The following is a 22,603-nucleotide window of genomic DNA, read 5'->3' as shown; positions in this document are numbered from 1 at the left end:
CCTACGACTTGGCGTGGGCCGGCTTCGCGTGGTGCGAGCCCCCGCCCACCTGGCCTGGATGAGCCGACTCGGCGTGCGCTGGCCTCGGGTCTTCCAGGATGCCCTTGCTCGGCCACCAGAAGCGGCCACCGGTGAGGAAGGCGAGCGCCGGCACGATCACCGTTCGCACCAGGAGGGTGTCGAGGAGCACGCCGACGCACACGATGATGCCGATCTGCGTGAGCGTGATGAGCGGAAGGACACCGAGCGCCGCGAACACGGCGGCGAGCAGGATCCCAGCGCTCGTGATCACGCCTCCCGTCGCCGAGAGCGAGCGGATCATCCCGTCCTTCGTTCCGTGCTTCACCGCCTCCTCGCGAGCCCTCGTGACGAGGAAGATGTTGTAGTCGACGCCGAGCGCGACGAGGAAGAGGAAGCTGAACAGCAGCACCGAGGTGTCCAGAGCTGGGAAGCCGAACACGTTCTCGAACAGCAGCCAGCTGGCACCCACCGACGCGAAGAACGAGCCGACGACGGTGAGGAGCAGCAGGATCGGGGCGACCAGCGACCTCAGGAGGAGCAGGAGCACGACGAACACGACCGCGAGGATGAGGGGGAACAGCAGCAGCTGGTCCTGGTCCTGGGCGGCCTGCTCGTCGAGGGCCTGAGCGTCCAGGCCGCCGACGATCGCGTCGGCGCCGTCGACCTGGGACAGTTCCGCGCGGAGGCGCTCGACGGTGGCGAGTGCCTCCTCCGTCTCCGCAGGAGAGGAGAGCCCGACATCGATGCGCGTGATCTCGCCGCTGGAGTCGCCCACCGATGCGGACGCGACACCCTCGATCTCGGCGGCACGATCGGCCACCGCCTGCGCTGCACCGGAATTCGCGATGACGACCGCCGGTGCGCCTGCCAGGTCCGGGAAATGCTCGTTGAGCAGCTCCTGCCCGACGACCGCCTCCGGCGTGGACGTGAACCGCTCCGTCTGAGCGAGCCCCACCTTGATGCTGGGCGCGACGGCGGCGAGCGCGATGAGCACGACGATGCCGGCGCCCGCGACGATGGCTGGACGCTTCGAGACGCCGGTTCCGAGCTTGAACCAGAAGCCCTTGCCGTGCTGATCGTCGCCGACGCGTGGCACGACCGGCCAGAAGATACCGCGAGGGAAGAGCACGAGGGTGGCCGGCAGGAGCACGAGCGCGAACACCATGGCGATGACGACGCCGATCGCGCAGGCGAGGCCGAGGACGACGTTTCCGCCGAGCGAGGCGAACAGCAGCGTCGCGAGGCTCAGGGCCACGGTCCCACCGCTCGCGATGATGGCGGGGCCCGCGCCGCGCAGGGCGGTTGCCATGGCCTCGCGCCTGTCGGCCGAGACACGGAGTTCGTCTCGATACCTGGCGATGAGGAGCAGCGCGTAGTTCGTGCCCGCGCCGAATACCAGGACGGAGAGGATGCCCTTGATCGACGCATCCATCGTCAAGCCGAACGCGCCGACGATCCGGGTGGCGACGATGCCGGCGACGCCGTCGGCGAGCCCGACGACGGAGAGCGGGATGAGCCAGAGGACGGGGCTGCGGTAGGTGACGATGAGGAGGAAGGCGACGACGAGGACGGTGACCGTGAGCAGCGTGAAGTTGGCGCCCTCGAAGACTGCGGCGATGTCGACCGCGAAGCCCTCGGGGCCCGTCATGACCGGGATGAGCCCGTCTGGCAGCCCGTCGGCCGCGGCGGCTCGCATGGCTTCGGCGCGCGCGGACTGTGCATCGACGTCGGTGGTCGCGTCGAGCGGCACCGTGAGGATCATGGCCTCGCCGTCTTCGGCTGGGAAGGCCGGCGGCAACGCGTCGACGCCCGCGGCGTCGGCGATGCCCGAGCTGGCCGCGGACACGGCCGCCAGATCGTCGGGCGTGAGCACTTCGCCGTCGCGGTGGAACACGAAGAGCGCGGCGCTGCTGTCCTCGGTCTCGAAGGTGGCGAGCGCTTCCTCGACCTTGGCGGACTCAGCGGAGGCGGGGAGGTCGCCAGCTGGCGCGACGTCGCCGCCCTCACCCGAGCCCCAGAAGAACGCGAGCCCGCTCAAGACGACGAAGACGGCGATGACGATCGCGCCGCTCGCCTTGCCGGTGATGAATCGGATGATGCCACGCATGGACGAACCACCTAAATGCACTAGTAATCAATTTGCTTAGCTAACCTAGCGCTAGGATGTGTTCCATGCAATCCGGGGATGAACGGGGTCGCGCGTTTCCGCGCGTGCATGAGTCGACCGCGCTGCTGCGCGAGATCCTCACGATCTCCGACGAGTACGAGGTCGTCGTGGCGAAGGAGCTCGAGGTCAATCACACCGATCTCGTGGCGATGCAGCACCTGATCTCCTCGGGTCACCTCACCCCGTCCGATATCGCGCGCCGCCTCGGCATAACGACGGCGGCGGTGACGGTCGTGGTGGATCGGCTCGTGAAGGCGGGGCACGTGCGTCGTGAGCCGAACCCGAGCGATCGCCGCGGTGTGCTCGTCTTCCCGGAAGAGGATTCGACGGCGAAGGCCCGCGGCCTGCTGGCGCCGATGATCATGGACATCGACTCGGTCGCCCAGGACTTCGACGAGGCTGAACGCGCGGTCATCGTGCGCTACCTGGAGGGGGTCGTCGCGAGCTACCGGGAGCACCTTCAGCCTCCGAGCTGACCCGGACGATGCGCACCACCCGCGCCTTCCCCCGTTCCTCAGCGTCTCGCCTGGGTGGTCTTGGTCCACCCTGCGGCGCCCTCTCGGGCAAGGCCGTTGAGTTCGAGCTCCGCCAGACCCGCCGCCGTCTCGGCGACCGTGAGCCCCGCCGCCGACGCGATCTCCGCGCTGCGCTGAGGCCGGCCGACTCGGAGGGCGTCCCTCGCTCGCACCGCGTTGGATGAGGGTCGATCCCCATCAGCTCGCTCGCGGCCCCGCTCGCCGGGCCACGCGGCTCCGTCCGGCAGTTCGAGCTCGCCTCCCCGGTGATCGCCGAGGAGCTCGACGATGTCGTCGACGGAGGTGATGAGCGACGCATCGGACTCTCGCAGCAGCCGGTGGCAGCCGACCGAGGCCGCACTCGTGACGGGGCCGGGCACGGCACCCAGTGGCCGACCGAGCGTCAGCGCGTGGGCAGCGGTGTTCGCGGCTCCGGACCTGCGCCCTGCCTCGACGACGACGGTCGCCGAGGCAAGGGCGCTGATGATGCGGTTGCGCTGCAGGAACCTCCATCGCGTGGGCGCTTGCCCGATCGGGAGCTCGCTGACAAGTGCGCCGTGCGCGATGATCCGTTCCAGGAGGGAGCGGTTGCCCTGCGGGTAGAGCCGATCAGGACCGCCGGCGAGCACCGCCACCGTTGGCGCTCCCTCGGCGAGGGCCACCCGGTGCGCGACGGCGTCGATGCCGTATGCGCCCCCGGAGACGAGTCCGAAGCCGCGGCTGGCGAGTCCGCTCGCGAGGCGCACCGTGACCTCCTCGCCGTAGCTGGTGGATGCCCGGGCGCCCACGAGCGCGACGGACCGCGTGAGCTGGCGGAGCGTGTCGAGGGAGCCGCGAACCCAGAGCGCGCACGGCGCATGTGGGCCGAGGTCGGCGAGCTGCGTCGGCCATTCGCGGTCTCCGGGGAGAACGGCGCGCACTCCGAGTCGCGCCGAGCTGCGCAGGATGGCCGCGGTGCGCTCGAGGTCGAGGCGGTGGTGCCACCGTTCGACTGCCGTCGCGAGCTCGTCGAACGGAATTCCCGCGCCCGAACCGCGCTCCCTGGCCCGCCGGAGCAGAGCCCCGGAGACGACCGCTTCCAGGGCCTCGACGGGGCCGAGCGCCCCGATCAGCAGCCCAGCTGTGGCGTCGCCCGGCTCGACCGTACAGGACCAGGCCAGCTGCGCGATCCGGGCCTGCACGGCTGCGTCGCCGAGATCGTCGACCTTCCCGCCGCTCACCCCGGCCAGCGCGTCTCGCAATGCGGCCGGGTCGGGCCACGACTCGCGTGCCTGGCCGTCTGCTCGACGGACGTGATCGGTACCGCGATCGTGCGCGCCGCTCTGCGGTTCCTGTGCTGACATCTCCACCTACCCCAGTCTGATTCGATAGGACAGCGCTTCGTGCACGTGGTGGACTTCCGGGCGCGATGCTCCGTCGAGGTCGGCGATGGTCCAGGCGACCCGGAGGACACGATCGTGTCCGCGCATCGTGACCTGCCCGCGTTCGAGCGCGATTGCGAGGGGTGCGTAGGCGTCGCGCCTCGGGCGGTGCTCTGGGGCGCGCAGCCACCGCGAGACGATTCGGGCGTTGATCGTCCACGGCGTCGACTCGAGTCGCCTCCTGGCGCGTCCGCGAGCTTCTTCGACCAGCCCGCGCGCCGTGGCTGTGCTGATGCTCGGATGCGCGGCTTCCTGCCCGGCGTGGCCCAGCTGCGCCTCGTGGTCCACGAGTCGGACCCGGGCGGCCGAGACGCGTTCGACCCGCAGCTGGAGGTCGATTCGGTCGAGCAGCGGACCGGAGAGGCGAGCGAGATAGCGTCGTGGGGCTGAGGCATCGCAGCGGCACTCCGCGTCGGGGTCGCCGTGGTTTCCGCAGGGGCAGGGGTTCGCGGCGAGCACGAGCTGCATCTCAGCGGGGTAGGCCGCCCGACCCTGGGCGCGATGGATCTCGATGACGCCGTTCTCGAGCGGCTGGCGCATCGAGTCAAGCGTGTGGCGCGCGAACTCGGGCGCCTCGTCGAGGAAGAGCACCCCGCCCGTCGCGAGCGAGATGGCACCTGGCCTGATCAGGCCGCTTCCACCGCCAAGCAGCGCGACGGCCGAAGCGGTGTGGTGGGGCGCTTCGAATGGCGGCCTGCGGTCGAGGCGCGCGGCGAGCGGCATCCCTCTGAGCGAGCGCACCGCGGCCAGGGTCACGGCGGCCTCCGGCTCGAGGTCGGGGAGGATGCCGGGCAGTCGCTCCGCGAGCATGGTCTTGCCCGCGCCCGGCGGTCCCAGCATGAGCAGATGGTGGCCGCCTGCGGCAGCGATGATGAGGGTCCGGACGGCGGCGTCGCTGCCGACCACGTCGGACAGATCCAGCGCCGACCCCGCGCTGAGCGCCCCGGTCGGGTCCCCGCTGCGCTCGCGCTCCCGCACCGCGACGGACCGCCCTGCCGAGCTCGAGGGGTACTCGAGTTCCTCGGTGAGCTCGTCCGCATCGGCCCCGTAGTGCAGTGCCACGGCCCGCAGCGAGGTGACGGCGACGACTCGGATGTCCTCCACGAGCTCCGCCTCCGCCTTCGAGTCCGCTGGCACGACGACGGTATCGAAGCCCGCGGCTCGCGCGGCGGCCACGGCAGGCAGGACGCCGACGACGGCCCGTACCTGACCGGTGAGGGAGAGCTCGCCGATGTGCACCGCGCGCGTCGGCGACTCGGCCGAGATGATCCCGGCAGCGGCGAGGAACGACACCGCGATCGCGAGGTCGAAGCCGGCCCCGTGCTTGCGCAGCGAGGCGGGATACATGTTCGTGACGACGCGGCTCGCCGGCAGCGGGCATCCCGAGCTCTGCAGCGCCGCCCTGACCCGCTCGCGCGCCTCCCCCAGCGAGGTGTCCGGCAGCCCGACGAGCTTGAAGAACGGCAGGCCCGGGCTGATCTGCGTCTCCACCTCGACGAGCTCCCCGCCGAGCCCCTCGAGCGCGATCGCCACGGAGTGGCCGACCGTGCCCTGCGTCACGCGCCCACCCCCACGACGTGCTGCACCGTCGGCGTGCGATCGCTCGGAGCGATCACCGCGATCACGTCGAGCCGCATCGCACCGCGCTCGTCCGGGTGCGCGAGCATCCAGAGCCCCGCCAGCCGCCGCATACGGGCCAGCTTCGTCGGCGTGATCGCCTCGAGCGGATGCCCCGACGCCGTCGACCGCCGCGCCTTCACCTCCGTGAACACGATGAACCCGCCCCGACGCGAGACGACATCGATCTCCCCCTCACGGCACCGCCAGTTCCGCTCGAGCACATCGTGGCCGCGCTCCTCGAGATACGCGGTCGCGAGATTCTCCCCGAGCCGCCCCAGCTGATCCTTGGCACGCATCCGCACCACCTCCCTTGCCGGGAGTCTGGACCGCCACGCACCGCTCGCCCACGTGGAGACCAGCCGCTGTGGAGTGCCGGGCGTCCACAGGACGAGCGTCAGCAGAGTCGCCGACCGACGCCGGAAGGAATGCGGCCCGGAACGCGGGTCCCCGGCGGTCGTCCGGCCCGGTCAGCCGCGCTGCGCGAGGGCCAGCGGCAGCACGGCGCTCGCACCCGCACGGCGGAGCTCACGCGAGCAGACCGTCATGGTCCAACCGCTGTCGACGAAGTCGTCGATGAGGAGCACTGGCCCCGCCGGGATATCGAGCGACCCCGCCGAGAAACGTCCCTCGACACTGGAGAGCCGGAACGCACTGTTGCCACCCGGCTGGCCCGCCGGCCCGCCGCGAACCAGATCAAGCGACCCCAGCAGCGGCAGACGCCCCGCACCGGCGATGCCCTCGGCAAGCGAGGCGCTCAGGCGGGGCCTCGAGCGCGAGGGAACGAACACGACTCCCTGCGGCCGGGCCGCCCACTTCCACTCGGACAGGATGCGGATGCACGCCTGCAGCAACGGCCCTGTCACGGTCGTCTCCGGCCCGGCCGAGTCGAACAGCTCACGCAGCGGACCTCCCCAGCCGAGGTCGCTGAGGCGCGCGAGCACCCGGCCCTCTGACGCCTGCTCCTCCTTGGGGATGCGCCCCTTCAGGTCGACACCCAGGCTCGCCATGCCGCTGGGCCATTGGCGCCTCGGCGCGATGTCGGCGCCGACACGATCAAGCGCGGCCCCCGCTCTCGCCTGCACCGCCGCATCCGTCGTCGAGTCGAACCAGATGCCCGCGCAGTTGTCGCAGCGCCCGCACGGCGCCGCGGTCGAGTCGTCGAGCTGACGTTGCAGGAACTCCATGCGACAGCCGTCGGTGCGCTCGTAGTCGATCATCGACTGCGCCTCCGCCGAGCGGGCCGAGGCGATACGGGCGTACCGCTCGCCGTCGTAGCTCCACGGCTGGCCGGTCGAGACCCAGCCGCCCTGCTCGCGCCGCACAGCGCCGTCGACGTCCAGCACCTTGAGCAGCAGCTCGAGGCGAGAGCGTCGGAGGTCGACCGCCGATTCGAGCGCGACCGTCGACCGCGGTGAGCCGCCAAGAGCCCCGAGCACAGCCTGCGCGCGCTCCTCGTCCGGCATCGAGACCGTCGCGAAGTACTCCCAGATGGCGCGGTCCTCCTCGCCCGGCAGCAGCAGCACGTCGGCCGACGCGCTCGAACGACCGGCTCGACCGACCTGCTGGTAGTACGCAACGGGCGACGACGGCGCCCCGAGGTGCACGACGAACCCGAGGTCGGGCTTGTCGAACCCCATGCCGAGGGCGCTTGTGGCGACCAGGGCCTTGACCTCGTTGCGCTTCAGCGCGCCCTCGAGGCGCTCGCGCTCGTCTGGGTCGGTCTTGCCCGTGTACGCGGGCGCGTGGATTCCGGCCTCCCGGAGGGCCGCAGACGTGTCTTCGGCCCCCGCGACCGTGAGGGTGTAGATGATGCCGGATCCCGGTAGCTCCTCGAGGTGCTGCAGGAGCCACGCCAGCCGCTCACGAGCGTTGCCGAGTCGGAGCACGCCGAGTCGGAGGCTGGCTCGCGCGAGCGGGCCGCGGATCGTGAGGATGCCGCTGCGGCCGAGCTGCTCCTCGATGTCGTGCACGACGCGCTCGTTCGCGGTCGCCGTCGTCGCGAGGACGGGAATGTCGGTGCCGAGCCCGGAGATGAGGGACGCGATGCGACGGTAGTCGGGCCGGAAGTCGTGACCCCAGTCGGAGATGCAGTGCGCCTCGTCGACCACGACAAGGCCCGTGCGATTGAGGAGCTCCGGCAGCTGCGTGTCGCGGAACTCCGGGTTGTTGAGGCGCTCGGGTGAGACGAGCAGGACATCGATCTCGTCGGCGGCGAGCTGCTCTCGGATGCTCGCCCACTCGTGCGCGTTCGCCGACGACATGGACACCGCCCGCACGCCCGCGCGACTCGCGGCCTCGACCTGGTCGCGCATGAGGGCGAGCAGCGGCGAGATGAGGATCGTCGGCCCGGCGCCACGGGCGCGCAGCATGAGGCTCGAGATGAAGTACACGGCCGACTTGCCCCAGCCGGTGCGCTGCACGACGAGGACTCGTCGGCGCTCGTCGACGATCGCCGAGATCGCCTCGAGCTGTCCGTCGTGGAAGACCGCGTCGTCTCTGCCGACAAGCGCCCTCAGGATCTGAGTGGCTGCGGATGCGGTGGCGTCGGGAATCATCGTCTCTGTCACTCCACGAGGCTCCCACGGACCACCGACATCAGCGTCCACTCGGCGCGTCGCCGCGCGCCCGCTATTCGTCGAGTGCGAGTTCCTTGGGAAGCTCGAACTCCTTCGAGCCCGTCTCCTCGACGTTGACGTCCTTGAACGTCAGCACGCGAACCTGCTTGACGAAGCGGTCGGAACGGTAGATGTCCCACACCCACACGTCTTTCATCGTGAGCTCGAAGTAGAAATCGTGCTCGGTGTCGCGCCGCACCAGGTCCACGCTGTTCGCAAGGTAGAAGCGGCGCTCGGTCTCGATCACGTATTTGAACTGCCCCGCGACGTCGCGGTACTCGCGAAACAGGGAAAGCTCCTGCTCGCGCTCGTAATCGTCGAAATTCTCGTCGTCCATGATCCGCCCAGTCTACGGGGTCGCGGCGCGAAGCCAGGTGTGCCGGTGGAGCTCGCTCGGGCCCGCCGCGGCGATCGCCGCGAGGTGGGCCGCGCTGCCGTATCCCTTGTTCGCTTCCCAGAGGTATTCGGGATGCGCCTCGCCCGCCGAGACCATGAGGGCATCTCGTTCCAGCTTCGCGATCACGGACGCTGCAGCGACCGAGGTGCAGTCCCGGTCGGCCTTCGGGCGCACCACGACACGGAGCGGCGTCGAGAGGCACGGCGAGAGCCAGTCGTGCGAGCCGTCGAGCAGCACGACGGCGTCCGCGACCGGGACCCCGCTCGCGTGGAGTTCGGCGAGCGCCCGCTTGGCGGCGGCCCCGAGGCAGGCGGTGATGCCGCGCTCGTCGATCTCGATGGCACTCGCGTACCCGACGCCGACGCTCATCGCCCACGCCTCGATGCCCGCGCGTGCTTCGAGCCGGCGCTTCGCGCTCAGCAGCTTCGAGTCGCGGACGCCCGCCGGGGCCCCGAGCTCGATCCTGGCGGCGTCGATCGCGCAGGCTCCGACAGCGACGGGCCCGGCGATGGCTCCGCGCCCGACCTCGTCGACGCCGATGACGACGGGGGCGGTGAGCAGCAGCTCTCGCTCGACGTCGAGCGTGGGGTCGACGGGTGGTGTCACTCCTGGTCCGTCCGCTCCGGGACGCGGTCGAAGACCTCGGGGTAGTTGCCGAGGAAGGTGAAGCGATCGAGCGGCCAGTTCAGCAGGAACGCCTTGCCGACGACGTCGTCGACGGGCACGAAGCCGCCTCCCGGCTCGTCCTGGTGGTACCGGGAGTCCTCCGAGTTGTAGCGGTTGTCGCCCATGACCCAGAGGTGCCCCTCCGGGACGGTCACGTCGAACGGCAGCCCGGAGGCCGCCTGCCCGTCCTGGAGCAGCAGGTACGGCTCGCCGATCGGCAGCCCGTTGATGAGCACCTGGCCGTACTCGTTGCAGCACGAGACCGTATCGCCAGGCAGCCCGATGACCCGCTTGATGAGGTGGTTGCTCGTCTCTTCCGGCTTGAGGCCCACGAACTCGAGGGCGCCGTCGACCGCGGCCTGCGACGCGGTCTTCTCCGTCGGCGCGACGACCGGGAGCCATCCGCCCGGATCCTCGAACACGACGATGTCGCCGCGCTCGATGCCGATCATGTCCGGAACGAGGAGGTTGACGAGGACGCGGTCCTCGACGACGAGCGTGTCGTTCATCGACGCGGAGGGGATGTAGAAGGGCCGCAGCAGGAAGGTCTTGATGAGCATCGACATGACGATCGCGAGGACCGCGACGATGACGAGGTCGCGCGCGAACGAGAGCATCGCCTTGCCGAGACGGCCGGTGCGCTCCGGCGCGGGCTCATCAGCGGCGATGAGCCCCGTCGCGTGGATGGGCGCGTCGGCGATCTCGGACGCGCCCAGTCCCGCAGGGCGATCGGTGCGACCGAGGCGGTGCCTGCCCTCGTGCGGCGCTCGTCCGTGAAACGGAGCGCGGCGATCGCGCGCACTCGCGTCGACCATGGCGCCCCCTCAAGCTCGGTCCGCCGTGGCGGTTGTGATGTTTCGTCCGGATCGACACGAATGGCTCCCGCTATGGGGAGCCATTCGCCTACTGCTGAAGCCTAGTTGTCGCGCTTCTCGCGGATCTTCGCAGCCTTGCCACGACGACCACGGAGGTAGTAGAGCTTCGCGCGACGCACGGCGCCGCGGGAGACGATCTCGATCTTCTCGATGACCGGGGTGTGCACGGGGAACGTGCGCTCCACGCCCACCTGGAAGCTGACCTTGCGGACCGTGAAGGTCTCGCGGACGCCAGCGCCCTGACGAGCGATGACGACACCCTGGAAGACCTGGACGCGCGAGCGCGTGCCTTCGACGATGTTCACGTGCACCTTGACGGTGTCGCCCGGGCGGAAGTCTGGGACATCGCTGCGCAGCGATGCTGCGTCGATGACGTCGATAACGTTGGTCATGATTTCGCTCTCTGCAGTCGCCACAGGTCGGCTGCGAAGGTCAGTGAAGAGGTTGGCGTGCATCGCGAAGTGCTCTCGTCCCCTGTGGCAGAGTCGAGCCGCGGCACAAGGATCTAGTAAACCACGCCCGACAGACGCCCGCAATGCGAACGCCGAGCGGAACGCGCGCTCAGCTGCGCTCTTCCGGGTCGGGGTCGAGGGTGATGACCTTTCCGGCATCTGGTCCGGATGCTCCCCCACCTCCCGCGGGCGGCCCTCCCCGCCCCGACGCCCCGGGCATCCCAGGGGTCGGCATGCCGGGCATGCCGCCGAACAGGCCGAACGGATTCGCCTGCGGACCCGCGGTCTGCGCGGCGGCCAGCCGCTCCTGGACGACAGCCGTCAGTCGCCGGCGCGCCACGGAGCCCGCGACGACCATGGACAGGAACGCGGCGGCGAGCACCCACAGCCCTGGAGCGTCGGGAACCACGGCTCCGACCGCCCAGAGCAGCCAGGGCACGACGATGAGGGGGACATCGCGCAGCTGCAGGGCCTTGGACTCGCGGATGTCGGGCCTGAGCCAGAAGTTCGCGGAGAGGATGAGGAGCCCGGCGACGGCCGCGAGACCCGCGAATCCGAAGACGAACAATCGCCCGACCGGGGCGCCGATGATGAGCCACCCCACGAACTGCCAGGCGGCGAGGAAGAGCGCCGCGGGGAGGAGTGCGCGGTAGACGAGTCGGCCGATGCCCATGTGCCAACGCTACGGGAGGTTCCCGAGCGGAGGCAGATCGTTCGCTCACGGCACGAGCGCCGGTACGATTGTCGGATGATCGAGCTGCGCACCCAGAAGGAAATCGAAGAGATGCGACCCGCGGGGCGCTTCGTCGCCGAGGTGCTCAGCGAGCTGTCGCAGAGCGCCGCAGTCGGCACGAACCTCCTCGAGCTCGATGCTCGAGCGCACGAGCTGATCACCAAGCGCGGCGCGAAGAGCTGCTACATCGACTACCACCCCTCCTTCGGCAACTCGCCGTTCGGCAAGGTCATCTGCACGTCGGTCAACGACGCCGTCCTGCACGGCCTTCCCCACGACTACGCCCTCAAGGACGGCGACCTGCTGACGCTCGACTTCGCGGTCGCGGTCGACGGCTGGGTCAGCGACTCGGCCATCACCGTCGCGATCGGCACGCCCCGCGAGGCGGACCTGCGCCTCGTGGCGACGACGGAGGTGGCACTGGATGCGGCCATCGAGGCCGCGCGCCCCGGCAACAAGCTCGGCGACATCTCCCACGCCATCGGCCAGGTCGCGAAGAACGCCGGCTACCCCGTGAACGTCGAGTTCGGCGGCCACGGAGTCGGCCGCACCATGCACCAGGAGCCGAGCGTCCCGAACCGCGGGCGCGCCAACCGGGGCATGCCGCTCAAGCCGGGCCTCGTGCTGGCCATCGAGCCGTGGTTCCTCGAGACGACGGACAAGCTGGTCCAGGACGCGGACGGCTGGACGCTGCGCAGCGCAGACGGCTCGCGCGGCGCGCACAGCGAGCACACCGTCGTGATCACCGACGGCGACCCGATCGTCCTGACGGCGCGCAGCTAGCGCGCCGAGCTGCTAGCGGGCCTCGGGCGGCAGCAGCTCGGGGCGGACGCGTCGCGTGCGTTCGATCTGCTGCTCGTGGCGCCAGGTGGCGATCTTCGCGTGGTGCCCGCTCAGGAGCACCTCTGGCACCTCGCGGCCGCGCCACACGGCGGGCTTCGTGTAGCTCGGGTACTCGAGCAGGCCGTCCTCGTGCGACTCCTCGACGAGCGACTCCGGGTTGCCGACGACCCCGGGAACCAGGCGACCGAAGGCCTCGATCATGGCGGTGACGGCCACTTCTCCCCCGTTGAGCACGTAGTCACCGAGGCTCACGAGCTCGACTCTGACGCGCTGCGCGGTGTCGTCGAAGACACGCTGGTCGATGCCCTCGTACCGCCCGCAGCCGAACACGATGTGCTTCTCGAGCGCGTAGCGCCGAGCGGTCGCCTGCGTGAAGACCGTTCCGGCGGGTGATGGGAAGACGACGAGGGGTCTGGTGTCGCCATCGCCCGCCTCCTGGGCTGCCGCGTCGGCGTCCGCTGCCGCGTTGGTGCCAGCAGCCGTCTCGGCGTCGGCGGCCTCGTCGAGGATCCTGTCGATCGTCTGCCCCCAGGGCTCTGGCTTCATGACCATGCCGGCGCCACCGCCGTAGGGGGTGTCGTCCACCGTGCGGTGCCGGTCGGTCGTCGCGTCGCGCAGGTCGTGCACTCGGACGTCGATGATGCCGTCCTGCCTGGCCCTGCCGAGCAGGGAGACATCGAGCACCTGGAAGAACTCGGGAAAGATGGTGACGATGTCGACGCGCATGGGCTCCAGCTTAAGCGGATGCGCGCCCGCGGTTGATCGCGGGCGCGCAGACGTGAGGATGGTGGAGGCTCGGTTACTCGGCCTCGGTCTTGGTCTCGGCCTTGGCAGCGACGGGCTCGGCCTCGGCAGCGACGGGCTCGGCCTTGTCGGCAGCAGCCTCGGCCGGTGCCTCGGCGGGTGACTCCTCGATCTCCTCGAAGAGGCCACCTGGGGGCGTGACGCTGACGATGCCGGCCTCGAGGTCGACGTCGGCGACGATAGCCTTGACGAGCGGGACGAGCACTTCCGCGTCTGCGGTCTTCACGACGAGCAGGTCCTGTGCAGGGAAGTGCTCGACGCGGACGACCTGGCCGACGGAGACGCCCTCGCGCTGGACGTCGAGTCCGACGAGCTGGTGGTCATACCAGGCGTCGTCTTCGAGCTCCTCAGCGTCGTTGGAGTCGACCCAGAGGATCGCCTTGGCGAGGCTCTCGGCCGCTGTGCGGTCGGAGACCCCGACGAAGAATCCTACCGGGTGGCCGTTGTACCAGCGGAGCTCCTGGAGCTCCAGGCTCTTGCCGTGCCACTCGCTCTCGGCGGGCACCTGCAGGCTGAAGCTGGCGCCGGGCACGAAGCGCCGGGCTGGCTCGTCGGTGAAGAGCTCGAGCTTGACGGCACCCTTGAGGCCGTGGGCCTTGGTGAGCCGCCCCACTCGGAGCTCGGTGATGCCCTTCTTCTTGCCTGCCACCTCAGTCGTCAACTACGTCGACGCGGACTCGGCGGCCATCGGCAAGGGCGGTCACGACGGTACGCAGCGCCTTGGCGGTGCGGCCGGAGCGACCGATGACGCGGCCGAGGTCCTCGGAGTGCACACGCACTTCGAGGACCTCGCCGCGTGCAGCCGTGCTGCGGTCCACGCGGACATCGTCGGGGTGATCGACGATTCCCTTGACGAGATGTTCCAGCGCGGAAGCGAGCATGACTAGGCCTCGACCTCTTCGGTCGCTGCTTCTTCGGTGACCTCGGCGGCCGGAGCTGCCTTCGGCTCAGCCTTCGGGCGGAGGACCGGCTTCTTGCCGGCGTCTGCCACGAACGGAGCCTTGGCCTCGGGTGCCTTGACCTGGTTCTCGGTCGAGCCTTCGCCCGTGAACTTGCCCCAGTCGCCCGTGAGCTTGAGCAGGACGACGACGGCCTCGGAGGCCTGTGCGCCGACGCTCAGCCAGTACTGTGCACGCTCGGAGTCGACCTCGATGAACGAGGGGTTCTCGGTCGGGTGGTACTTGCCGATCTCCTCGATGACGCGACCGTCGCGCTTGGTGCGCGAGTCGGCGACGACGATGCGGTAGTAGGGTGCCCGGATCTTTCCAAGGCGCTTCAGACGAATTTTGACAGCCACGTGTCTCCTGATGGTGTGTGTATCGGCGAACGACAGCCGGAGGGCGTGGGGCACACTCGGCAGAGCTCAATGGTGAACCGTGGGCCGGATTAGAGGGTCGAGCCCACGAGGCTCAACTGCCTAGTTTGGCAGATTCTCGGCCAGTTAGCCAACCGCAGAATCGTCGCCGGACCCCGAACGACTCTGCGGGTCGATCGAAGCCTCATTCGCGCGCTCCGCTCGGCGCTGTCTGCGCTGCACGAAGAAGAGGATGATCCCACCCACGAGGACGAGGAGAACGGCGCCGACGACGTAGGGCACGAAGTCCTGGGCCCCGGTCGTGGCGAGCTCTGCGAGGGCATCCGAGTAGCGCATGGGGCCTCCGATCTCGGGCGGCGCGTGCCGTCGCCCGACTCCTCCCTCTATCTTGCGGCGGATGCGGATCGGGCCGCAATGCAGACACGCCGCATGCCCTCGTGCGTCTACGCTTCAACCATGCGTTTCGCCTCATCAGAGCGTTCGACACTCGGTGTCGAATGGGAGCTCGGTATCGTCGACGCTGAGTCGCGCGAGCTGACCGGCATCGGCCATGAACTGATCTCTCGTCTCGACGATGAGCGGTTCACGAAGGAGTTCCTCACGAACACCGTCGAACTCGTGACGGGCGTGCACCGCTCGGCGGGGTCGGCGGTCGGTGAGCTCCGGGGACTCAGGGACGAGCTGCTGGCCGCCGCGGACGCCGCGGGTGCCGGCGTGATCGGCTCTGGCACGCATCCGTTCTCCAAGTGGCGCGAGCAGCAGCGCTCGCCCGGCGAGCGCTACCGCATGGTCGCGGAGCGATCCGGCCGCTGGGGAGGCCAGCTGGCGATCTGGGGCGTGCACACGCACGTCGGGGTCGAGGACTGCCGGAAGGTCCCGGCGATCATGCGGGCCGCATTGGCGAACTACCCGCTCATGCTCGCGCTCTCGGCGTCGAGCCCGTACTGGCAGGGCGAGGACACGACGTTCAGCTCCCACCGCACGATGATCTTCCAGCAGCTCCCGACCGGCGGCCTCCCGCCGGAGATGGAGACATGGGAGGACTACGAGCGCGTCGCGCACGATGTGCTGCGCACGGGCATCGTCGACGAGGTGCAGGAGCTGCGCTGGGATGTGCGCCCGTCAGCACAGTGGGGCACGGTGGAGATCCGCATCTCGGATGGGGCGACCAACCTCCGCGAGCTCGGGGCCATGGTCGCGCTCAACCACGTGATCGTGGAGCACGCGTCTCGCCAGCTCGACGCGGGGCACGACACGGATCGGCTCCCCTCGTGGTTCGTCCGTGAGAACAAGTGGCGCGCCGCGCGCTACGGGCTCGACGCGATCATCATCGAGGATGCGGAGGGCAACGAGCGCCCCGTGACCGAGGTGCTCGCCGAGCGCATCCAGGGCGACTACCTGCGAGTCGCCGAGGATCTGGGCTGCGCTGACGAGCTCGCAGCGATCGCGGACATCATCGAGAGCGGCTCGTCGAGCGACCGCCAGCGCCGCGTCGCCGAGGAGCACGACGGCGCGCTTGTGCCCGTCGTCGACTCCCTCATCGCCGAGCTCAAGGCCTGACGCGGCCCTCGGCGGGTCTCGAAGTCTCTCCGCCAGACTTTGTTACTTTGTCAGGACATTAGGTGTATGCTGACTCTCGTCCTCGTTCACCATCGGACTGAAAGTTGTACAGAGCCGTATGACCACTACAACAGCTACGTCGCCCCTCGACCTCATCACGCTCGGTCGTGTCGGCGTCGACATCTACCCCCTCCAGACCGGAGTCGGGCTCGAGGACGTCTCGACCTTCGGGAAGTTCCTCGGCGGCAGCGCGACCAACGTCGCCGTCGCCGGAGCCAAGCACGGACTGAGCTCGGCGGTCATCACCCGCACGGGAGACGACCCCTTCGGTCGGTACATCGTCCGCGAGCTCGAGCGCCTCGGCGTCAGGAGCGACTTCGTCACCCGCGACGACTCGCTTGCGACCCCGGTCACGTTCTGCGAGATCTTCCCCCCTGACGACTTCCCCCTGTACTTCTACCGCCAGCCGAAGGCTCCTGACCTCAACATCGAGACCGAGACGCTCGATCTCGACGCGATCCGTGACGCCAAGATCTTCTGGGCGACCGTGACCGGCCTCTCCGAGGAGCCGAGCCGCGCGGCCCACCACGCGGCGTTCGCAGCTCGCGCTCGCCGTGACCACACCATCCTGGATCTGGACTACCGCGCCATGTTCTGGCCGGACGCGGCCACGGCGACGGCCGCCATCGAGCCCATCCTCGCGCAGTCGACCATCGCCATCGGCAACAAGGAGGAGTGCGAGGTCGCGGTCGGCGAGACCGAGCCGCAGCGCGCCGCTGATGCGCTCCTCGAGCGAGGCGTCGACATCGCGGTCGTCAAGCAGGGCCCCCGCGGCGTGCTGGCGAAGACCCGAGAGGGTTCCATCGAGGTACCGACGCACTTCGTCGACGTCATCAACGGCCTCGGAGCCGGCGACAGCTTCGGCGGGGCCTTCTGCAAGGGACTCATCGCCGGGTGGGACCTCGAGCACATCCTGCGCTTCGCGAACGTCGCGGGAGCCATCGTGGCGTCGCGACTCGAATGCTCGACCGCGATGCCCTCGACGGCGGAGGTCGACGAGATCCTGAAGGAGAACTCCCTTGCCTGAGCACTACCGGATCCTCGACGACGCGGCCTTCGAGCGGCTCCGTGACGCTCGAGCCGACGGCCCCTCCGCGCTGCGGGCGGCCCTCGCCAATCGCGTCCGGCGCTCGTCGCTGCTCCCCGAGGATCGCCGACTGTTCTTCGTCGCCGCCGACCATCCGGCACGTGGCGCCCTCGGCGTCCGTGACGACGCCATGGCGATGGCCGACCGCTACGACCTGCTCGACCGGCTCGCGCTCGCCCTGTCCCGCCCCGGCGTGGATGGCGTGCTCGGCACACCCGACATCATCGACGACCTCGCCCTGCTCGGCGTGCTCGACGACAAGCTCATCGTCGGCTCCATGAACCGTGGCGGACTCCGCGGCGCGAGCTTCGAGATGGACGACCGCTTCACGGGCTACGACGTCGACTCGATGGTTCGCGACGGCATCGACTTCGCGAAGACGCTCGTCCGGGTGAATCTCGCGGATGCGGGCACCGTCTCGACGCTCGAGGCCAACGCCCGCGCCGTCGACGATGCAGCGGCGGCATCCCTCCCGATCATGCTCGAGCCGTTCATGAGCGAGTGGAAGGACGGCCGGATCGTCAACGACCTCTCCCCCGATGCCGTCATCAACTCGATCGCCATCACCTCGGGCCTCGGCAACAGCTCGGGCTCGACCTGGATGAAGCTGCCCGTCGTGCCCGAGATGGAACGCGTCATGGCGGCGACGACACTCCCGACGCTGCTGCTCGGCGGAGAGCCGAACGGCGACCAGGAGGCGGTGTACGCCAAGTGGGCCGACGCCCTCGCCCTCCCCGGTGTCCGCGGGCTCGTCGTCGGCCGCACGCTCCTCTACCCCGCCGATGGCGACGTCGCTGCCGCCGTCGACACGGCCGCGAGCCTCGTGCACACCCCGAGCTGAGCTCGGACCCCCACCACCCTCTCGTCGCGGCAGCTGCCGCTTCCACCAGCGCCGCTCCTGGCCGGCGCACCACAGCGAAGGAAGATCAATGACTGACACTGCTCTGCCCACGATCCAGCACTGGATCAACGGCGCCCCCTCGACCTCGACGCCCGCGCGCACCTCGCCCGTCTTCAACCCCGCCCTCGGCACCGCGACGAGCAACGTCGCTCTCGCCGACGACGCGGAGATCAACGCAGCGATCGCCGCCGCGAAGGCCGCATTCCCCGGCTGGTCGAACACCTCGATCGCGAAGCGCCAGAACATCATCTTCAAGTTCCGTGAGCTGTTGAACGAGCGGAAGCTGGAACTCGCGCGCATCATCACCTCCGAGCACGGCAAGGTCGTCTCCGACGCCGCTGGCGAGATCCAGCGGGGCCTCGAGGTCGTGGAGCTCGCGACCGGGTTCCCCCACATCATGAAGGGCGACTTCACAGAGAACGCCTCGACCGGCGTCGACGTGTTCTCCATCAAGCAGGCCCTCGGCGTGGTCGGCATCATCAGCCCGTTCAACTTCCCCGCGATGGTCCCGATGTGGTTCTTCCCCATCGCGATCGCGGTCGGCAACACCGTCGTGCTCAAGCCGAGCGAGAAGGACCCCTCCGCCGCGATCTGGCTCGCGGAGCTCTGGAAGGAAGCGGGCCTGCCCGACGGTGTCTTCAACGTCCTGCACGGCGACAAGCAGGCCGTCGATGGCCTCCTCAACCACGACGACGTCGCCGCGATCAGCTTCGTGGGCTCGACCCCCATCGCGCAGTACATCTACGAGACCGCCTCCAAGAACGGCAAAAGAGTGCAGGCCCTCGGCGGCGCGAAGAACCACATGCTCGTGCTCCCCGACGCCGACCTCGACCTCGTCGCCGACCAGGCCATCAACGCCGGCTACGGGTCCGCGGGCGAGCGCTGCATGGCCATCAGCATCGTCCTCGCGATCGAACCCGTCGCGGACCAGCTCATCGAGAAGGTCAAGGAGCGCATCGCGAAGCTCCGCATCGGTGACGGCACCCCCACCGACACGCACGCAGAACCCGACATGGGCCCCATCGTGTCGGAAGTGCACCGCGACAAGATCGCCTCCTACATCCAGATCGCCCACGACGACGGCGCCGACGTGCTCGTCGACGGACGCGAGATCACGGCAGAAGGCGCCGAGGGCGGGTTCTGGCTCGGCCCGACCCTCATCGACAACCTCCCCACCACCAGCCGCGCCTACACGGAAGAGATCTTCGGCCCCGTCCTCGGCATCGTGCGCGTGAAGAGCTTCGAGGAAGGCGTGGAGCTCATCAACACCGGCCAGTTCGGCAACGGCACCGCGATCTTCACCAACGACGGCGGCGCCGCACGCCGCTTCCAGAACGAGATCCAGGTCGGCATGATCGGCATCAACGTCCCCATCCCCGTCCCCGTCGCCTACTACTCCTTCGGCGGCTGGAAAGACTCCGCGTTCGGCGACTCCAAGGCCTACGGCCTCCAGGGCTTCCACTTCTACACCCGCGAGAAAGCCGTCACCAGCCGCTGGCTCGACCCCGCCAAGCACGGCGGCATCAACCTCGGCTTCCCCGAAAACGACTAGCCGACACAGCACCACGAGCCGCCCCACCACGACCATTCACCAGAAAGACTCACGAGCAATGTCCTCACACACATCAGCACCCCCTCGGGACGCTGCGGAGAACACCTGGTTCAGGGCCCGCGGAGCCCTCTCGCGAGACGGCTGGGAGAGCGTTGTCGATGCGACGCTCCCCGGCTGGGAACACACGGGCATCCGAGTCGCAGACCTCTCCGATGGTGTGCGCCTCGAGCTGCCCGCAGGCGACATTGAGCGAATGGTCATCCCCCTCCGCGGAGACGCGTCCCTCGAGCTCGACGGGGCGGATGCGCCCGCGTCCGTCGAGCTCGAGGGCCGTGCCTCGGTCTTCGACGGGCCGGCGGACGTCGCCTACCTCCCCGTCGGCACCAGCGCCGTGGTCACGGGACACGGCAGGGTCGCCGTCGCAGAGGCGCCGACAACCCAGGTCTTCCCGTTCCAGGTGCTCCGCAAGAGCGACGTGCCGGTGGAGCTGCGCGGTGCCGGTCGTTCGAGCCGCCAGGTGCAGAACTTCGGCATCCCCGGCTCCCTGCAGGCTGCCAAGCTCATCGTGTGCGAGGTCATCACACCGGCCGAGAACTGGTCGTCGTACCCGCCCCACAAGCACGACGAGCACCACCCTGGCCACGAGAGCCGCCTCGAGGAGATCTACTACTTCGAGAGCGAGCCCACGAAGAACGCCACCGTGCCAGAGGGCGCTGACGCCTTCGGCATGTTCGCGACCTACACGTCGCCGGCCGGCGAGATCTCGATCAACGAGATCGTGCGCACCGGAGACATCGCCCTCGTCCCCTTCGGCTACCACGGCCCCGCCGTCGCGGCCCCCGGCTACGACCTGTACTACCTGAACGTCATGGCGGGCCCCGACGAGGCACGCGAATGGCTCATCAGCGACGACCCCGCCCACGGCTGGGTGCGCGAGCAGTGGGCCTCCCAGGAGTTCGACTCCCGCCTGCCGTACGGCACCGAGTAACCCGCCAGCCTTCTCCAAGCAACCAGCTCCACCAAAAGGAAATGACGCAGATGTCAACCAAGCGAATGACCGTCGGCCAGGCCCTCGTCGAGTTCCTCGGCAAGCAGTACACCGTCGACGGCGACGTGCGCGAGCGCACGATCCCGGGCATGTTCGGAATCTTCGGCCACGGCAATGTCGCCGGCATCGGCCAGGCGCTCAAGCAGGCCAACGTCGAGGACCCGAGCCTCATGCCGTACTTCCAGGCGCGCAACGAGCAGGCGATGGTGCACCAGTCGGTGGGCTACGCGCGCATGCGCCGGCGCCGCGCGACGTACGCGAGCGCCGCATCCGTCGGACCGGGCGCCGCCAACATGCTCACGGGCGCTGCACTCGCCACCGCGAACCGCCTGCCCGCGCTGCTCCTGCCGAGCGACACGTTCGCGACGCGCGTCGCCGACCCCGTCCTGCAGCAGCTCGAGTTCCCGCACGACACGGGCATCCAGGTGACGGATGCGTTCCGTCCCCTCTCCCGCTTCTTCGACCGCGTGCAGCGCCCAGAGCAGCTGTACTCGATCGCGCTCGCCGCCATGCGCGTCCTCACGGACCCCGCCGAGACCGGCGCCGTGACGATCGCGCTGCCCGAGGACGTGCAGGCCGAGCTCATCGACGTGCCACTCGCCTTCCTCGAGGAGCGCGAGTGGCATATCCGTCGCCCCCTCCCCGAGGCCGGCCCGCTCGCACGCGCCGTCGAGGCGATCAGGAACGCGAAGAACCCGATCATCGTCGCCGGCGGAGGCGTCATCTACTCGGGTGCCGAGAACGAACTGCGCGCCTTCGTCGAGGCCACCGGCATCCCCGTCGGCACGAGCCAGGCCGGCGGCGGTGCCCTCGACTGGGACCACCCGCAGTACCTGGGCGGCATCGGCGCGACCGGAACGACCGCCGCGAACCGCCTCGCCGCGCAGGCCGACGTCGTCATCGGCATCGGCACGCGCTACAGCGACTTCACGACGGCCAGCCGCACGGTCTTCCAGAACGACGGCGTGCGCTTCGTCAACATCAACGTCGCCGCGTTCGACGCCTACAAGCACGGCTCGCAGCTGCCCGTCGTCGCGGATGCGCGCGAGACGCTCGTGAAGCTCATCGGGGCACTCTCCGGCTTCCGCGTGAGCGATGACTACTCGCGGCAGATCGCGGCCCAGAAGACCGAGTGGGACGCGGCCGTCGACCTGGCGTTCGAGCCGAGCGGCCTCGAGCTGCCCGGCCAGTCCGAGATCATCGGCGCCGTCCAGGAGTCCAGCGACCCCCGCGATGTCATCGTCCAGGCGGCAGGATCGCTGCCGGGCGACCTCCACAAGCTGTGGCGCGTGCGCGACCCGCTCGGATACCACGTCGAATACGCGTTCTCCTGCATGGGCTACGAGATCGCAGGAGGCATGGGCGTGCGGCGCGCTGCCCCCGACCGCGACGTCATCGTCATGGTCGGCGACGGCTCGTACCTCATGCTCCACACGGAGCTCGTCACCGCAGTCGCCGAGGGCATCAAGATCATCGTCGTGCTCATCCAGAACCACGGCTACGCCTCCATCGGACACCTCTCCGAGACGGTCGGCTCCGAGCGCTTCGGCACCTGGTACCGCGCCTTCGACGAGGCGGGCTCCAACTTCCAGGGCGAGCAGATCCTCCCGGTCGACCTCGCGGCGAACGCCCGCAGCTACGGGATCGACACGATCGAGATCGAGCCGAGCACAGACGCCATCGGCGAGCTGCGCGAGGCGATGGCGAAGGCCAAGGCATCCGACACCTCCACGCTCATCCACATCAACAGCGACCCCCTCCTCTACGCCCCCGACGGCGAGGGATGGTGGGACGTGCCGGTCGCCGAGACCTCCACGCTCGACTCCACGAAGAGCGCGCGTGAGGACTACCTGGAGCAGAAGGCCGCACAGCGGCCGCTGCTCGGCTGACCGAACCGCCGCAAGCACTCCTCCAACCGCAGACGAACGACCCTCTACAGAAAGCAGACGAC

At 69.4% G+C, this 22,603-nt stretch carries 23 protein-coding genes; 8 read left to right on the top strand and 15 right to left on the bottom strand.

Annotated features, from left to right (window positions below):
- Position 1: 1 nt before the first annotated feature.
- Complete coding sequence (locus ITJ61_RS16105) at positions 2-2,128, bottom strand: MMPL family transporter (RefSeq protein WP_194686838.1); 2,127 nt, start codon at positions 2,126-2,128, stop codon at positions 2-4.
- 65 nt (positions 2,129-2,193) lie between these two features.
- Between ITJ61_RS16105 and ITJ61_RS16100 the strand changes: the two genes are divergently transcribed.
- Positions 2,194-2,664 (top strand): MarR family winged helix-turn-helix transcriptional regulator, encoded by a 471-nt coding sequence (locus ITJ61_RS16100; RefSeq protein WP_104240681.1) that lies wholly within the window; start codon positions 2,194-2,196, stop codon positions 2,662-2,664.
- A gap of 38 nt (positions 2,665-2,702) precedes the next feature.
- On the opposite strand, the gene dprA is transcribed toward ITJ61_RS16100, so the two are convergent.
- The 9 genes from dprA to ITJ61_RS16060 form a co-directional block, all read right to left on the bottom strand.
- Entirely contained in the window at positions 2,703-4,046 is a 1,344-nt protein-coding gene (gene dprA / locus ITJ61_RS16095; RefSeq protein WP_194686837.1) for a DNA-processing protein DprA, read from the bottom strand.
- 6 nt (positions 4,047-4,052) lie between these two features.
- Complete coding sequence (locus ITJ61_RS16090) at positions 4,053-5,684, bottom strand: YifB family Mg chelatase-like AAA ATPase (RefSeq protein WP_194686836.1); 1,632 nt, start codon at positions 5,682-5,684, stop codon at positions 4,053-4,055.
- Positions 5,681-6,040 carry a YraN family protein gene (locus ITJ61_RS16085; RefSeq protein ID WP_194686835.1) on the bottom strand — a complete coding sequence of 120 codons (360 nt, stop codon included), beginning with the start codon at positions 6,038-6,040 and terminating at the stop codon, positions 5,681-5,683. The genes ITJ61_RS16090 and ITJ61_RS16085 overlap by 4 nt, the downstream gene beginning before the upstream one ends.
- 171 nt (positions 6,041-6,211) lie before the next feature.
- Complete coding sequence (locus ITJ61_RS16080) at positions 6,212-8,299, bottom strand: RecQ family ATP-dependent DNA helicase (protein WP_194686954.1); 2,088 nt, start codon at positions 8,297-8,299, stop codon at positions 6,212-6,214.
- A 73-nt stretch (positions 8,300-8,372) separates the two neighbouring features.
- Positions 8,373-8,696 (bottom strand): DUF2469 family protein, encoded by a 324-nt coding sequence (locus ITJ61_RS16075; RefSeq protein WP_068484088.1) that lies wholly within the window; start codon positions 8,694-8,696, stop codon positions 8,373-8,375.
- A gap of 12 nt (positions 8,697-8,708) precedes the next feature.
- Positions 8,709-9,362: a ribonuclease HII gene (locus ITJ61_RS19960; RefSeq protein WP_323744395.1), complete on the bottom strand. Its 654-nt coding sequence runs from the start codon at positions 9,360-9,362 to the stop codon at positions 8,709-8,711.
- Positions 9,359-10,237, bottom strand: coding sequence for a signal peptidase I (lepB, locus tag ITJ61_RS19955; protein ID WP_228497132.1), 879 nt, complete (start codon positions 10,235-10,237; stop codon positions 9,359-9,361). Before lepB ends, ITJ61_RS19960 begins: the two co-directional genes overlap by 4 nt.
- Before the next feature lie 101 nt (positions 10,238-10,338).
- Positions 10,339-10,689 carry a 50S ribosomal protein L19 gene (rplS, locus tag ITJ61_RS16065; protein ID WP_068484112.1) on the bottom strand — a complete coding sequence of 117 codons (351 nt, stop codon included), beginning with the start codon at positions 10,687-10,689 and terminating at the stop codon, positions 10,339-10,341.
- A gap of 169 nt (positions 10,690-10,858) precedes the next feature.
- On the bottom strand, positions 10,859-11,422 hold the full coding sequence (locus tag ITJ61_RS16060) for a hypothetical protein (protein ID WP_104298825.1): 564 nt from the start codon (positions 11,420-11,422) through the stop codon (positions 10,859-10,861).
- A gap of 75 nt (positions 11,423-11,497) precedes the next feature.
- Between ITJ61_RS16060 and map the strand changes: the two genes are divergently transcribed.
- On the top strand, positions 11,498-12,265 hold the full coding sequence (map, locus tag ITJ61_RS16055) for a type I methionyl aminopeptidase (RefSeq protein ID WP_194686833.1): 768 nt from the start codon (positions 11,498-11,500) through the stop codon (positions 12,263-12,265).
- Between the two features lie 12 nt (positions 12,266-12,277).
- On the opposite strand, the gene trmD is transcribed toward map, so the two are convergent.
- The 5 genes from trmD to ITJ61_RS16030 all read right to left on the bottom strand — a co-directional run bounded on the left by trmD (position 12,278) and on the right by ITJ61_RS16030 (position 14,780).
- The gene (gene trmD / locus ITJ61_RS16050; RefSeq protein WP_194686832.1) at positions 12,278-13,051 is read right to left on the bottom strand and encodes a tRNA (guanosine(37)-N1)-methyltransferase TrmD; all 774 of its coding nucleotides are present in this window, start codon (positions 13,049-13,051) and stop codon (positions 12,278-12,280) included.
- Between the two features lie 73 nt (positions 13,052-13,124).
- The gene (gene rimM, locus ITJ61_RS16045) at positions 13,125-13,778 is read right to left on the bottom strand and encodes a ribosome maturation factor RimM (protein ID WP_258063072.1); all 654 of its coding nucleotides are present in this window, start codon (positions 13,776-13,778) and stop codon (positions 13,125-13,127) included.
- A gap of 1 nt (position 13,779) precedes the next feature.
- Positions 13,780-14,010, bottom strand: coding sequence for an RNA-binding protein (locus ITJ61_RS16040; protein ID WP_068484100.1), 231 nt, complete (start codon positions 14,008-14,010; stop codon positions 13,780-13,782).
- 2 nt (positions 14,011-14,012) lie between these two features.
- Positions 14,013-14,426: a 30S ribosomal protein S16 gene (rpsP, locus tag ITJ61_RS16035; RefSeq protein ID WP_104240673.1), complete on the bottom strand. Its 414-nt coding sequence runs from the start codon at positions 14,424-14,426 to the stop codon at positions 14,013-14,015.
- Positions 14,427-14,570: 144 nt separating this feature from the next.
- Complete coding sequence (locus ITJ61_RS16030) at positions 14,571-14,780, bottom strand: LPXTG cell wall anchor domain-containing protein (RefSeq protein WP_104298822.1); 210 nt, start codon at positions 14,778-14,780, stop codon at positions 14,571-14,573.
- Positions 14,781-14,900: 120 nt separating this feature from the next.
- Here ITJ61_RS16030 and ITJ61_RS16025 point away from each other — a divergent pair, with 120 nt between their 5' ends.
- The 6 genes from ITJ61_RS16025 (at position 14,901) to iolD (ending at position 22,541) form a co-directional block, all read left to right on the top strand.
- Positions 14,901-16,004 carry a glutamate--cysteine ligase gene (locus tag ITJ61_RS16025; protein WP_267238107.1) on the top strand — a complete coding sequence of 368 codons (1,104 nt, stop codon included), beginning with the start codon at positions 14,901-14,903 and terminating at the stop codon, positions 16,002-16,004.
- 118 nt (positions 16,005-16,122) lie between these two features.
- Positions 16,123-17,091, top strand: coding sequence for a 5-dehydro-2-deoxygluconokinase (gene iolC, locus ITJ61_RS16020; protein WP_194686830.1), 969 nt, complete (start codon positions 16,123-16,125; stop codon positions 17,089-17,091).
- Positions 17,084-17,992 (top strand): deoxyribose-phosphate aldolase, encoded by a 909-nt coding sequence (locus ITJ61_RS16015; RefSeq protein WP_104240669.1) that lies wholly within the window; start codon positions 17,084-17,086, stop codon positions 17,990-17,992. Before iolC ends, ITJ61_RS16015 begins: the two co-directional genes overlap by 8 nt.
- Before the next feature lie 88 nt (positions 17,993-18,080).
- On the top strand, positions 18,081-19,604 hold the full coding sequence (locus ITJ61_RS16010; protein WP_194686829.1) for a CoA-acylating methylmalonate-semialdehyde dehydrogenase: 1,524 nt from the start codon (positions 18,081-18,083) through the stop codon (positions 19,602-19,604).
- A 58-nt stretch (positions 19,605-19,662) separates the two neighbouring features.
- A complete protein-coding gene (gene iolB / locus ITJ61_RS16005; RefSeq protein ID WP_194686828.1) occupies positions 19,663-20,592 on the top strand; it encodes a 5-deoxy-glucuronate isomerase in 930 nt (309 codons plus the stop codon).
- A gap of 50 nt (positions 20,593-20,642) precedes the next feature.
- Complete coding sequence (gene iolD / locus ITJ61_RS16000; RefSeq protein WP_416366859.1) at positions 20,643-22,541, top strand: 3D-(3,5/4)-trihydroxycyclohexane-1,2-dione acylhydrolase (decyclizing); 1,899 nt, start codon at positions 20,643-20,645, stop codon at positions 22,539-22,541.
- Positions 22,542-22,603 lie beyond the last annotated feature (62 nt).

The sequence above is a fragment of the Pseudoclavibacter sp. VKM Ac-2888 genome (genome assembly GCF_015351285.1).
In the GTDB taxonomy this organism is placed as follows: Bacteria; Actinomycetota; Actinomycetes; order Actinomycetales; family Microbacteriaceae; genus Pseudoclavibacter.
This window is presented reverse-complemented; position numbering and strand designations above follow the sequence as displayed.